Origin of the sequence: Gilliamella sp. W8136 (assembly GCF_016101285.1) — a bacterium.
GTDB lineage: Bacteria > Pseudomonadota > Gammaproteobacteria > Enterobacterales > Orbaceae > Gilliamella > Gilliamella apicola_N.
Genome location: NZ_JACFQU010000001.1, coordinates 83,587 through 98,126, shown reverse-complemented (window position 1 = coordinate 98,126; position 14,540 = coordinate 83,587). Strand labels below are relative to the sequence as shown.

The window sequence follows — 14,540 nt, the reverse complement described above, 5'->3', positions numbered from 1 at the left end:
AAGAAAGTTATTTTATCGGCCGTTTTGGCGACCGCAAATCAATACTATTTTTTAACCCTAAATTATTCAATATTGATGCTAAACAAGCTGATAGTATTTTAAAAATTGATAATATTTTTCAGAAAGATACATAAAGATTCTATTGAAAAATTGAATAGGCATAACTGAGTTCAGATAAAAGACATTCACTAACATTTTACATAGTAATAATCTTTTATCTGATATCATTATTAAAGATTTATAACTTTTATGATATTCATGACTAACTTTATTAATAACGGTCAAACATAAAAAAACTAACTAGAAGTATGAATGATAAATATCTACACATTCTAATTATCTCTATATAGAACTAACGTTGATCATCAATCGCTATACCTGCTGGTGGCGTAAATTTAAATTTGCCTAAGTCAACTTTGCCAAGTTTCTGGTTAGATAATTCATAGTAGCTACGTTGTCCATCTTCTTCAATAATGGAAAAGTTAGAAATCATGCCAGTTGGTAATACCGAAATAACAAAATCCTGATTGGATCCATCTGTTGGTTTTAATGTAAATGAATCTTGTTTACGAGTCACATTATAAACATTCCAAATGGCATTGTGACTATCAGTTATCAGTAGCATTAATCGATTATCCACTGCTTTTTTTAAATCCATGACACTTACTTGATCAACCGCCGGCGTATATACCCACATATCTGTTCCATCAGAGATAATTGAAGTTTCATCAGGTTCATTCATTGTCCAATTAAAATAATAAGGTCTTGTAACCCAAAGTTCTCCTCTCCCCTCTTGTACCAATTGATTATCAGCTGTTTTCACTTCTTGAGAAAAATGTGCATAAAATCCATCAATTTTATTAAGACGTTGTTGTAATAACTCTTTATCGCCAGCCCATACTGATACGCTAGTCAACAATCCCATTAACAATAAAAACTTTTTCATAACTCATCCTTATGTACTTTATTTGGCAATATTCAAATCAACTTTGATAATTGAATTTGCTTAAAATATTACTGTTTTTTAGTTAGAGGGAAAAGATATTTTCTTTTCTTTTTCACTAATTTCATCTAACAAGTATATAATACCTATAATTATCTAAAATTGGACTCAATGTGTTATGCCTAGTATGTCTTTTGAATTTACGACAGAAGAATTTAAGCCTTTAGCGGCAAGAATGCGTCCTCGTACGTTATCAGAATATATTGGTCAAACACAGCTTTTAGGTGCAAACAAACCACTACCCAAAGCAATTGCAGCTGGTAATTTACATTCGATGATTTTATGGGGGCCGCCTGGTACAGGTAAAACGACTCTCGCTGAAATCATTGCCCATCATGCTAACGCAAAAGTCGAAAGAGTTTCAGCAGTAACGTCAGGGATCAAAGATATTCGCGAAGCTATTGAAAGAGCAAAAATCAATCAGCAAGCGGGGATTCGTACTATTTTATTTGTTGATGAAGTTCACCGTTTTAACAAAAGTCAACAAGATGCATTTTTACCCTATGTTGAAAATGGTACGGTAACATTTATAGGTGCTACCACTGAAAATCCTTCATTTGAATTAAATTCTGCATTATTATCGCGTGCTCGTGTGTATCTGCTCAAATCATTAACCACAAATGACATTGAGTTAATTTTACAACAAGCAATGGACGATCCACAGCGCGGATATGGTAAGTATAACATTGAGCTACCCGATGAAACCAAAAAACAGATTGCTGAATTTGTGGGTGGAGATGCTCGACGCGCCCTAAATACCCTTGAACTTTTAGTAGATATGTCTGACGGACAACCGCTTACACCTACATTACTTAAAGAAGTGATAGGCGAACGTAGTGCTCGATTTGATAATCAAGGTGATCGTTATTATGATTTAATTTCTGCTGTTCACAAATCTATTCGAGGTTCAGCTCCTGATGCGGCACTTTACTGGTATGCGAGAATCATTTCAGCAGGTGGTGATCCACTTTATGTTGCCCGTCGATTATTAGCCATAGCGTCAGAAGACGTAGGTAATGCCGATCCAAGGGCAATGCAAGTTGCACTCGCTGCATGGGATTGCTTTACACGTGTTGGCCCGGCTGAAGGTGAACGTGCTATCGCCCAAGCAATTGTCTATCTTGCTTGCGCACCAAAAAGTAATGCCGTGTATTTAGCTTTTAAACAAGCTATGCTCGATGCACAATCGAAGCCTGATTATGATGTTCCAGAACATTTACGTAATGCACCAACAAATTTAATGAAAAAATTAGGCTACGGAGCTCAGTATCGTTATGCTCATGATGAACCTAATGCGTTTGCAGCAGGAGAAAATTATTTTCCACCTGAACTAGCCGATAGCAAATATTATTATCCAACCACGCGGGGAGCCGAAAAAAATTATAGTGACAAACTTGCTTGGTTAGAATCGCAAAATCAATCCAGCCCAATTCAACGTTATAAATCCTCAAAAGATTAAAATATTTGAAAAATGGTCATCTCATGACAAAGTGATTACTTTCTATTTAACGAAATTAAACATGTATTTCTTTTAGTGGATGGACAATTCTCAAAAGTTACACAAAGCTTAGTGACGCTTAACTTAATATATTGATAATTTCTTCGTAAATATTAATTGCCAAAAACTATTGTTATGTTCCGATATTATCACAATCAATTTAGAAAAAGGTTACAAAGATCATTAATTCATGGCCTAAGATACGTTAATTTTACTAGTCCATATTTAAAATTGTATACCACTCAATATATTTAATAATACGTATCATTTACATTAAGAGATATTATTATCGTATATACAATAAATTATAATATTTTAAATAAACAAAAATTGACAAAAATATTGTTTATTAAAAAATATTTATGAGATAGGATCTGCGAATTGTATATATGATGCCCATTTTTTAAATTATTATTAGCTATATAATTGATTTTTAAAATTTAAAGAATATTTTTTGATAAAAATTAAAAAAAACAGCGATTTTGAATATAATTGATCGACTAGCTATATTATTTTTATTATAATCAGCTCATTAATCATTCGATATATTGAATGATTAATTGAAAAAACAATATGCAATATATATAAAACAAATAATTACATAATAAAAGTAACAATTAACAATTTTAAACATGAAAGTGAATACAATGATCAGATCCTTAAAAAAAACTCGGTATGCTTTGCTGCTATTACCTTTTTTTCAGTTAAGTTATGCTAACTTAACTATCGAAACAGCTCAAACAATTCAAGGAACAAAACCAAGATTATCAGATGAATTAGAAAGTAGTTTAATTAATACTGGTGAATTAAAACCGTTATTTGGTTTGATTTTTAATAATCGCACTTATTATAATGATGAAGAAATAGCTCAAATATCGATTCCAATTAACGACGCATTTAGCCATCTAATTACGCCGGCAATGATTAAGCAACCCGATGCAAATGAATATTTTGATAGAGATGGCGATAAATTATCTTTTTTGACAACTGTAGATGAAATTGAGATGCAATGGTACTTTACAGACGAAAATGGTAAAGACAAAGAATTTACACCTGAAGAGGGGCAGACGTTTTGTTCATTGGCGGCTAAAGGAAAATCTGCACCCTATAAAGTAAAATTATCTGCTGATTTGATCTTATTTTCTGAACATGGTGATCCTGATTTTAATACTTATCCTAACGATGTCATTGATAATAAACCGTCGGCGACATTTACTATTCTAAAGGATGTTGGCGTTTGTTATGCAAAACCATCATTAAAACCTGGAGTTCCTTCTGGCGATAAAGGTCAGTGGGTTCCTAAAAAAGGTTTCAAAATCCAATCGGGTATTGACTCAACAAGAAACTTTCCAACTACTGGTTTTTTTGGTGCTCAGTTTGATCTAATCTTATTTGATACAAATCTTTATTCCGACTATCAGTGGTATGTAAAACAGGGCAGTGATCTTGTAACAGTTATTAAAGATACTCAAACCAATATTCCAACAGTAATGTTCAATGGACCAGATGCAAAAGATCCAGGAAAAGCTTGGGAGCATGTTATGGGTGGCTCTGGCAAAGGATATCCAGTTGTTATTGAAGGGAAAAATACTAAAACCGGTAAAACAACCCAATATGCCTTTACTATTAGACAATGGTTTGACGTTTGGAAACAAAATATTGTTAAAGGTAAGTTAGAGGCTGAAGTAGGTAAAGTTTCAGATGTTGTTCAGGCATGCGAAAGCAAAAGTGGATATTATCGTGTAAGCCGTACTGAAGATATAAGTAATGCTATTGAAACAGTTGATGGCAAAGGTAGACCTAAAGATGTTAAATTCACACGTGAAATAGGCTCATTAATTAGTGAATGGGGTGATGTTGATCAAAAAAGTTATCCTGGCTCTTTTGGTCCTCAGCGTAATGGTGCTGTTAACAAACGTTTTTATGTATTTAGTACGGATTTTGATGATGGAGATCCAGAAGATGGAAAATATTGTGATATACATCTTGACAACGGTACATTTCATTGCCGTAATAAAGAAAAGGAACATAAAAATGCTGTCTGTGCTTCCTTTAAGCCATAATATCTAAACGCCAGTCAATTTTCTTTAAATATATGACCATCTATAAACAGATGGTCATTGTCATTTAAATGATTGTTCTTTTCTTCAATATCTTTCGTATTATTTATTCCTTTCAAAAAGCAATAATATAACCTTTAATAACGGTTGATTTCCTATTAAGGCTAAAAAATATTTTATAGCAATGAGTGATGTAAGAATTCTGCTTATTTTAATCATCTTTTTTTACTTTAATATTTTGTTTTTCTAATGAAATTAGCAATACATCTAGTGATATATATTTATTGAATGATAATAGTCATTACCGATATGAGGACAGTAAAGATAAAAATAATGTTGTTGAATCGATATATAAACATTAGAAAAATTTCTGTGTAATACAATGACTATCTATTCATAGATTATCATTTAACTCTTTGTTCTTTTTTAACTCTTTCTTTTACTCATATCTAATTAATAATTATCAATATAACAATGAATAATAGTTAACTTCATTATCACTTTTAAAAAGTTTCTAATCCTATTGCTAATACCTTACATCCGTTAATCACATGAATTAACTATTATTTAACTGTTTTTCGTTCCAATTAAATTTAATTAATTAAGCTATACTCTTTTGTAAATATAGATAAGTTTACGTAAATAAACTTTCTTCTATCCAATGAACATTTAATGAAAGATAAAAAATAGTGAAATTAATAGCCATTAGTCGTCATATAAAAAAAATTACTTATACTTTCCTTTTATTGCAATTTTCTACCAGCAGTTATGGATATTTTACCGCCCAGACAGCACAAACAATCCAAGGGGCGCGTCCATCTTTATCACAAGAATTAGAGACGAATATTGATAATTTGCAGTTATTTGGTTTAATGATTTCTAATCACATTTATTATGGTCAGAAAGAAATAGCTAAAATGCCGATTCCAACTGCCTATCCATTTGCTAATCAATTGTCACCTTCAATAATGATTAGACAACCTGATGAAAATGAATTTTTTGATAGGGATGGTGATAAATTAGATTATTTAGTGGCTGACGATGATATTAGTATGGTATGGTACTATACAGATGCTAACAATAATGATATTGAATTTACACCAAAAGATAATGATACATTTTGTTCATTGGCTGCTGAAGAAAAATATGCACCTTTTAAAGTAAAACTATCTGCTAATTTAGTCCTATTTTCTCAATATGGTGATCCTAATGATAATACCTATCCTAATAACATTATCAAAACTCAACCATCAGTAACATATACAGTTGTTGATGATGTTGGCATTTGCTTTGCCAGACCTGAATTAAAACCTAATAGTGTTATTGGTAGTGAAAAAAATCAGTGGGATGCCGACAATGGATTTTTAATTCAATCGAATATTGATTCAACAAAAAACTTTCCAACTACCGGTTTTTACGGGGCTAAATTTGATCTACTTTTATCTAAAGATGGTATCGTCAATAATTATAATTGGCATGTAAAGCAAGGTAGCGAACTTGTTAGTATTGATGACAGTGATGCGAATGTAGTTACGGTATTATTTAATGGACCAGATGCTCAAGATACAGAAAAAGCTTGGGAGCATGTTATCGGTTCAGGCAAAGGGTATAAAGTTATTATTGAAGGAGTAAATAAAAAAAACAATAAAAAAATTCAATATACATTCACTTTAACTATGTGGTTCGATGCTTGGAAACAAAAAATTGATGGAGACGTATATAAAGCAGTAACAGGTGAAGTCGCAGAGGTTGTTGCTGAATGTGCAGCTAAAAAAGGTCATTATGAATTGAGTAATGCTGAGGAAATAAGTAATGCTGTTTTAGGATCAAAAGGTGAAGCTCAACTTTCACGTGAAATAGGCAGATTAATCAGTGAATGGGGTGATGCAAATCAACAATCTTATCCAGGTTCTTTTGCACCTCATAAAAATGGCAGTTACAAACGCTTTTATGTATGGGAACCAACAGCAGGAGATGACGGTGAAGGGCAAATTTGTGACTTACATATTGATTCAGGTGTATATCACTGTCGTTCTAACGAAAAAGAAAATAAAAATGGTGTATGCGCCTCAATACCTAAATAAAGCATTAATAACTTTTTAAGCTCTATTTGTAAATAGAGCTTATTTTTATTGAATGTTAACTCTTAAATAATAACTTCAAAAAACGATTCATTGGTAAATTCTTAACTACTCATTTTTTTGTGTTTATTTTAGTCGTCATCTCACATTATTATCATTATATAATTTAACATTATCAACTATTTAAAACTTTATTAACCAGTTTTAGTTCTTAAAATCAATATTATAAATTAATAAATATACTATATATAGTAATTAATTTATTAATAGGCACTATATATTGTATATTTTGACAAATATCAATTATTATATCTTTCACAAAACAACAGGACATTGGATGAAAAATGAATAAATTAATGCTCGTTACTAAACGAGATGGTAAAAAAGAACCGATTAATCTTGATAAGATCCATAAAGTAATTACTTGGGCAGCAGAGGGATTAGAGAATGTTTCAGTTTCCCAAGTTGAGTTACGCTCACATATCCAATTTTATGATGGCATTCGTACATCTGATATTCATGAAACAATTATTCGAGCCGCAGCCGATCTGATTTCACAAGAAACACCTGATTATCAATATTTAGCTGCTCGTTTAGCCATTTTTCATTTACGTAAAAAAGCTTTTAATCAATTTACCCCACCGCCTCTTTTTGAACACGTTAAAAAATTAGTAGAGAGTAAACGTTATGACAAACATTTACTTGAAGATTATACTCAAGAAGAGTTTGAACAAATGGATAAGATGATTGATCACTGGCGAGATATGTCTTTTTCCTACGCAGCAGTAAAACAGCTAGAAGGTAAATATTTAGTACAAAACCGTGTATCAGGTGAAATTTATGAAAGTGCACAATTTTTATATATTTTAGTTGCTGCTTGTCTTTTTGCTAATTACCCAAAAGAGACTCGACTTGATTATATCAAACGTTTTTACGATGCTGTGTCAACATTTAAAATTTCATTGCCAACACCCATTATGGCAGGCGTTAGAACCCCAACACGTCAATTTAGCTCATGTGTCCTTATTGAATGTGATGATAGCCTAGATTCAATTAATGCAACGGCGAGTGCAATTGTCAAATATGTATCACAACGCGCAGGTATTGGTGTCAATGCGGGACGTATTCGTGCTTTAGGGAGTTCAATTCGAGGTGGAGAAGCTTTTCATACTGGATGTATTCCATTTTATAAATATTTTCAAACGGCGGTTAAATCATGTTCACAAGGCGGTGTACGTGGTGGTGCAGCTACCGTATTTTACCCAATCTGGCATTTAGAAGTTGAAAGCCTACTTGTTTTACGAAATAACCGTGGTGTAGAAGAAAACCGAGTTCGTCATTTGGATTATGGCGTTCAAATTAATAAGTTGATGTATCAACGGCTGATTAAAAACGAAAATATAACACTATTTAGTCCATCAGATGTACCTGGACTTTATGATGCATTTTTTGCTGATCAAAATAAATTTGAAACACTTTATCATCAATATGAACAAGACGTAACTATCCGCAAACGTGTAGTAAAAGCAATTGAACTCTTTTCATTGTTAATGCAAGAACGTGCTTCAACGGGTCGAATCTATATACAAAATGTTGATCATTGTAATACTCATAGTCCATTTGATGCACAATTAGCGCCTGTCCATCAATCCAATTTATGTATGGAAATTGCGTTACCAACTAAACCTCTTAATAATGTTAATGATGAAAAAGGGGAAATTGCACTTTGTACCCTGTCTGCTTTCAACTTAGGAAAAATTGATTCTCTTGATGATTTTGAAGAATTAGCGGATTTAACCGTACGTGCCCTTGACTCACTACTTGACTATCAAGATTACCCCGTACCAGCTGCCCGTAACTCATCGATCAATCGTCGAACACTAGGCGTTGGCGTGATCAACTATGCCTACTATTTAGCTAAACATGGCGTTAAATATTCTGACGGCAGTGCCAATAATTTAACACACCGCACTTTTGAAGCTATGCAATATTATTTATTAAAAGCTTCTAACAATTTAGCGAAAGAAAAAGGTGCTTGCTCACTATTTAATGAAACAACTTACTCACAAGGTATTTTACCGATTGATACGTATAAAAAAGATTTAGACACCATTAGTAATGAACCATTACATTATGATTGGGAATCATTACGTGAATCAATAAAAACTTATGGTTTACGTAACTCGACTTTATCAGCGTTAATGCCGTCAGAAACTTCATCACAAATTTCTAATGCAACTAATGGTATTGAACCTCCTCGCGGTTATATTAGTGTTAAAGCATCAAAAGATGGTATTTTAAGACAAGTCGTACCGGATTATGAAAATCTAAAAAATGCTTATGAATTGTTATGGCAAATTCCAAATAATACGGGTTATTTGCATTTAGTTGGAATTATGCAGAAATTTATAGATCAATCCATTTCAGCCAATACTAATTATGATCCAACTAAATTCCCAAATGATAAAGTACCAATGAAACAATTATTAGCTGATTTACTAACAGCTTATAAATTTGGCGTAAAAACACTTTATTATCATAATACTCGTGATGGTGCTGAAGATATTCAAGGTGATATCGCATTAACTGGAAGTGACGATGGCTGTGAAGGTGGAGCTTGTAAAATTTAATTAATTTAAATTATAGAAACATTGATACATAGTATCGTATTTAGGGGAATTGATAACCCCCTAATGATTCCCCCTATTTTCTAATGACGAAATGTGGCGGTAAAAGCAACCAAACTCGATTAGGAGTTATTTTATGAGTATGAATTACAGTACCTTTTCGCATGTACATAATGATCAACTTAAAGAGCCAATGTTTCTTGGCCAACCGGTAAATGTTGCACGTTATGATCAACAAAAATATGAAATGTTCGAAAAATTAATCGAAAAACAACTTTCCTTTTTCTGGCGACCAGAAGAAGTGGATATCTCACAAGACCGCATTGATTATGCCGCCTTACCAGAACATGAAAAACACATATTTATCAGTAATTTAAAATACCAAACCTTGCTTGATTCAATTCAAGGTCGTAGTCCAAATGTAGCACTACTCCCACTCATTTCTATTCCTGAACTAGAAACATGGGTAGAAACTTGGTCATTTTCAGAAACCATTCACTCTCGTTCATATACACATATCATTCGTAACATTGTTAATGATCCTTCCGTTGTTTTTGACGATATTGTCACAAATAAAGAAATTCAAAAACGCGCCGGCGACATCGCAGGTTATTACGATGATCTTATTAGTTATGCAAGTTACTACAATTTATTAGGTGAAGGTAAACACACGGTTAACAACCGCACCATAACCATCGATCTGCGTGAGCTTAAAAGAAAGCTTTATCTTTGCCTAATGAGTGTTAATGCACTTGAAGCTATTCGTTTTTATGTCAGTTTTGCTTGTTCTTTTGCTTTCGCTGAACGTGAACTAATGGAAGGTAATGCTAAAATTATCAAACTTATTGCTCGTGACGAAGCTCTGCACTTAACTGGTACACAATTTATGATCAACACTTTGCGCAGTGGTGAAGATGATCCTGAAATGGCTGAAATTGCTAAAGAATGTGAACAAGATTGCTATGAGCTGTTTTTGCAAGCGGCCAATCAAGAAAAAGAGTGGGCTGGATACTTATTTGAAAGCGGCTCAATGATTGGTCTAAACAAAGATATCTTATGCCAATATGTCGAATATATCACAAATATCCGCATGCAAGCAGTTGGATTAAAATTACCATTCCAAGTCAAATCCAACCCAATCCCATGGATTAACAATTGGCTTGTTTCTGACAATGTTCAAGTTGCGCCACAAGAAGCTGAAATGAGTTCTTATTTAGTTGGGCAAATTGACGCTGAGATTAACGAAGATGATTTGAGTGATTTTAAATTGTAGTTTTTACTTAAACGTATAGTTAACCTCAAACTTTTTTACAAGAGGAACCTTTAAAGTTCCTTTTTATTCAAAAAGTTGTATAAAAATATTAATAATCGTTTATATAATTTATAACATGATTATTAATATTTATTATTTAATAATTAATTGATTATCACATACAAATCTAGTATCCATTAACTGACCAATTTACTTAACATTGTTTTATAAACTAAATAGTAAGTATTGTTTTTAAAACTTATAAACAATTCAAATAACTGTAACTTGACAGTGCTTTAAAATCAGGTGACGATATGGCAAATGAATCATCCTAATTTGATATGATGACTATGACTCAAATGCTTACGTTTTACCCTAATTCGCCGCTTAATTTTAGCGATGAGCAGATAAATATTGACTACCTCAAACAACAACTTAATGACTTTCAACAATGGTCTGTCACACAATTTAAACAAAATGTCGATATTGATATTTTAGTGCATTTACGCAGCCATTTTATTGATGAGTTGTTGCAACGTTTATGGTGTTATTTTCAAATACCTGAACAAGTCTCCTCTGTTTTTAAACAAAACCGTATAGCTTTGATTGCCGTTGGCGGATATGGACGGACTGAACTTCATCCATTATCGGATATTGATATATTAATATTAAGTGATTATCCATGTGCTAAAGAGATTGAACAAAAAATCAGTGATTTAATTCGTTTGCTTTGGGATCTTCATTTAGATATAGGTCATAGTGTTAGAACGTTAAAGACTTGTCTACAAGAAGCAAAAAATGATATTACCATCATGACAAACTTGATTGAATCAAGAATAGTCGCTGGTAATCAATCATTATTAAATGAACTGCGTAAACATATCTTTAGTGATAAGATCTGGCCCTCAGCTACTTTTTTCCGGGCTAAAGTTAAAGAACAACAAGATCGTCATAAGCAATATCATAGTACCAGTTATAATCTCGAACCTGATTTAAAAAATAGCCCGGGTGGACTTCGCGATATGCAAATCGTACAGTGGATTGCGATTCGTCATTTTGGTGAAGAATTCTTACAAAAAATAGCTCATTTTGATTATTTGACTCCTGAAGATATTGAAGACTTTAAGACATGTCGAAAATTTTTATGGCGTATGCGCTTTGCGCTACATAGTGTCATAACGCGTTATGATAATCGCTTACTGTTTGATCGCCAATTAAGCATTGCTAATATGCTTGGTTATCAAGGTCAAGGCAATACTCCAGTCGAAAAAATGATGCACGATTATTATTGTGTTGCCCGCAATATTACTGAGCTCAATCAGATGTTATTACAGCTTTTTGATGAGACGATACTCGAGCTTAATCCAAAAAATAAAATATATGATATAGATGAACATTTTCAGATTAGGGAAAAGCTCATTGATGTAAAAGATGACAATCTATTTAAAAAAGATCCGGTTATGATTATGCAACTTTTTTATACGATATTGCTTAATCCACAAATTATTGGACTTTATTCAAACACGATTAGACAACTACGTTCAGCGCGAAGACAATTAACTACACTGCTCAGTGAAGATGCAAAAGCAAGATCACTGTTTATGAAAATTATTAAACACCCAGATGCGATAAAAAAAGCAATCTTACCAATGCATCAATATGGCATCCTTACTGCCTATATACCAGGTTGGAAACATATTGCGGGGATGATGCAGTTTGATCTATTCCATGTTTATACCGTTGATGAACACACTATTCGCTTACTGCTTGAGCTTGATAGCCTTAAAACAGAATCGGGCAAACAAAGACACCCTAATAGTTCTAAAGTTTTTGCTAAATTATCTAAACCTGAACTATTGGTTATTACTGGTTTATTTCATGATATTGGTAAAGGCTATCATGGTGACCACTCTGAAATAGGTGCTAAATTAGTAGAAAAATTCTGCAAATTACATGAATTAGAGTCTAGAGATACAGATTTAATCATTTGGTTAGTACGTTATCACTTACTTATGTCAGTAACGGCCCAAAGCCGCGATCTGCAAGATCCGGCAGTTATCCGCGAATTTATTCAAATTGTAAAAAGTGAGCAACGTTTACAATATTTACTGTGTTTGACTGTTGCTGATGTCTGTGCAACAAATGAGACCCTTTGGAATAGTTGGAAGCAAAGCTTAATGCGCCAACTGTATGAAACAGCAAAACGATCGTTTGATTCTGGTATCCATCAAATACCAGAGCAACGAAGCATTGCTCGTCAACATAAACAGGAAGCATTGACTATCTTACTTAAGCAAAATTATGATGAACAGAAAATAAAAAATCTTTGGTTAGATTATCGCATTGACTACTTTCTACGGTACACCACAGAACAAATTGTCTGGCATGTACAAAATTTATTAACGCATGATTTAAACCAAATACTGGTATTGATTAATCCAAATCCTTATCATGGTGGTACTGAAATAATTATTTATTCGCCTGATAGACCTTATCTGTTTGCTACAGTATGTAATACTCTTAACAATCATAACTTAAGCATCCATGATGCCCTAATTATTACAAATAAAAAAGGATTTGCACTTGATACTTTTATTGTATTAGAGCCGAATGGGCAAACATTACAAAAGGATAGGCATCCAAACATTATACAAGCGCTAACTAAAGCCCTTCAACAACCGGTTTACAAAGGTGTGACAGTTAAACCACCCAAACAGAGATTACGATCGTTTTCGGTACCAACACAAGTTAATTTTTTATCTGCTTTCAATGAAAAGCAAACGTACATGGAACTCATTGCATTAGATAGACCAGGATTACTTGCATGTGTCGGTGAAGTATTTGCCAATTTAGATTTATCATTGAGTAGTGCTAAAATTGCAACTATCGGCGAACACATTGAGGATTTATTTATCTTAAAAGATAAAAATAATAATGCACTTGATGATAATACCTGTTATCAATTACGAGAATCAATTGTTAATGCTATTGAATTATTAAATTAATTATTCAAATCCAGGATATGGTTTATGCAATTTTTTATTATTTTGTTTCCTATTTTTTGTATTTTTATCGTCGGGTTTATTTCCCAGAAAATATTAAAATTTGATGTAGCTAATTTATCAAAAATGTCACTGTATGTGCTTTCGCCTTTTTTAGCATTTAAAACTTTTTATATCCATACACTAACCATTGATTACCTATATTACATTTTTTATATTTTAGGACTTTGCTTATCATTAGTATGCATCATCTCAATTTGGTCAATAATCATGAAATATTCGACTAAAGAACGTTGTGCCATGATTTTAAGCTCTTGTTTTATGAATAACGGTAATTACGGCACCCCTGTACTATTAGTATTTTTTGGTAGCATAGGGTTTGATCTTGGTGTAATTATGATGGTATTACAACAATTTGTGATGAGTACGGTTGGTATTTATTATGCGGTAAAAGGGAGTTCTCATAGTGATATTGTCAGTCAAAAAGATGTTATTAAGAAAGTAATCCGTATGCCTGTTGCTTATGGTGCATTTTTAGGTATTATTTTTCAGTTATGCCACGTCCCTTTATCTAAATCAATTATGACATCCATTGGCATGATTGGGGATTCATCTATTGTCGTTATTATGATTATTTTAGGAATGCAACTGGCTAAAATAAAGATCACACAGCTTGATTACCCTAAACTTTCATTTTCATTATTAACCCGCATGATAATTTCACCATTGGTGGCTACTTGTTTGGTCTACTTTATGCCAATTTTACCTGTTTATAAACAAGTATTAATTGTATTAGCTGCAATGCCAAGCGCTGCTAATACTACTCTAATGTCAGTCCAATTTGATACCAATCCTGAACTGGTTTCAAGTGCAACGTTAATGAGTACCTTGTTAAGTTTGATAACATTACCAACTGTGCTATGGTTAGTTGACGCCCCTATTCCTTTTTGATACAAAGTAGCGTTCTCCTTATCGGAGATCGCTAAATCAAACGATAAAAAACCTTATTTTTATTAA

The 14,540-nt window shown here is 32.7% G+C and carries 8 protein-coding genes; 7 read left to right on the top strand and 1 reads right to left on the bottom strand.

The annotated features are described in order from the left end of the window. Positions 1 to 352: 352 nt before the first annotated feature. Positions 353 to 946: an outer membrane lipoprotein chaperone LolA gene (lolA, locus tag H3T96_RS00395; RefSeq protein WP_086309334.1), complete on the bottom strand. Its 594-nt coding sequence runs from the start codon at positions 944 to 946 to the stop codon at positions 353 to 355. Between the two features lie 175 nt (positions 947 to 1,121). Between lolA and H3T96_RS00390 the strand changes: the two genes are divergently transcribed. The 7 genes from H3T96_RS00390 (at position 1,122) to H3T96_RS00360 (ending at position 14,474) form a co-directional block, all read left to right on the top strand. Next, positions 1,122 to 2,462, top strand: coding sequence for a replication-associated recombination protein A (locus H3T96_RS00390; RefSeq protein ID WP_086326218.1), 1,341 nt, complete (start codon positions 1,122 to 1,124; stop codon positions 2,460 to 2,462). A gap of 686 nt (positions 2,463 to 3,148) precedes the next feature. Then, positions 3,149 to 4,564, top strand: a complete 1,416-nt coding sequence (locus H3T96_RS00385; RefSeq protein ID WP_144091295.1) for a hypothetical protein — start codon at positions 3,149 to 3,151, stop codon at positions 4,562 to 4,564. Positions 4,565 to 5,250: 686 nt separating this feature from the next. Next, entirely contained in the window at positions 5,251 to 6,645 is a 1,395-nt protein-coding gene (locus tag H3T96_RS00380; RefSeq protein ID WP_144091294.1) for a hypothetical protein, read from the top strand. Positions 6,646 to 6,986: 341 nt separating this feature from the next. Beyond that, positions 6,987 to 9,272, top strand: a complete 2,286-nt coding sequence (gene nrdA, locus H3T96_RS00375) for a class 1a ribonucleoside-diphosphate reductase subunit alpha (RefSeq protein ID WP_065738522.1) — start codon at positions 6,987 to 6,989, stop codon at positions 9,270 to 9,272. A gap of 139 nt (positions 9,273 to 9,411) precedes the next feature. Continuing rightward, positions 9,412 to 10,542 carry a class Ia ribonucleoside-diphosphate reductase subunit beta gene (gene nrdB / locus H3T96_RS00370; protein ID WP_039128970.1) on the top strand — a complete coding sequence of 377 codons (1,131 nt, stop codon included), beginning with the start codon at positions 9,412 to 9,414 and terminating at the stop codon, positions 10,540 to 10,542. Positions 10,543 to 10,871: 329 nt separating this feature from the next. After that, positions 10,872 to 13,526, top strand: coding sequence for a bifunctional uridylyltransferase/uridylyl-removing protein GlnD (gene glnD / locus H3T96_RS00365; protein ID WP_144091293.1), 2,655 nt, complete (start codon positions 10,872 to 10,874; stop codon positions 13,524 to 13,526). Between the two features lie 24 nt (positions 13,527 to 13,550). Beyond that, complete coding sequence (locus tag H3T96_RS00360) at positions 13,551 to 14,474, top strand: AEC family transporter (RefSeq protein WP_144091292.1); 924 nt, start codon at positions 13,551 to 13,553, stop codon at positions 14,472 to 14,474. Positions 14,475 to 14,540: the final 66 nt, after the last annotated feature.

Excerpts from the sequence above, each read along its gene's own strand:
- lolA (WP_086309334.1), bottom strand. The coding sequence starts at position 946 with ATGAAAAAGTTTTTATTGTTAATGGGATTGTTGACTAGCGTATCAGTA.
- H3T96_RS00390 (WP_086326218.1), top strand. The coding sequence starts at position 1,122 with ATGCCTAGTATGTCTTTTGAATTTACGACAGAAGAATTTAAGCCTTTA.
- H3T96_RS00385 (WP_144091295.1), top strand. The coding sequence starts at position 3,149 with ATGATCAGATCCTTAAAAAAAACTCGGTATGCTTTGCTGCTATTACCT.
- nrdA (WP_065738522.1), top strand. The coding sequence starts at position 6,987 with ATGAATAAATTAATGCTCGTTACTAAACGAGATGGTAAAAAAGAACCG.
- nrdB (WP_039128970.1), top strand. The coding sequence starts at position 9,412 with ATGAATTACAGTACCTTTTCGCATGTACATAATGATCAACTTAAAGAG.
- glnD (WP_144091293.1), top strand. The coding sequence starts at position 10,872 with ATGACTCAAATGCTTACGTTTTACCCTAATTCGCCGCTTAATTTTAGC.
- H3T96_RS00360 (WP_144091292.1), top strand. The coding sequence starts at position 13,551 with ATGCAATTTTTTATTATTTTGTTTCCTATTTTTTGTATTTTTATCGTC.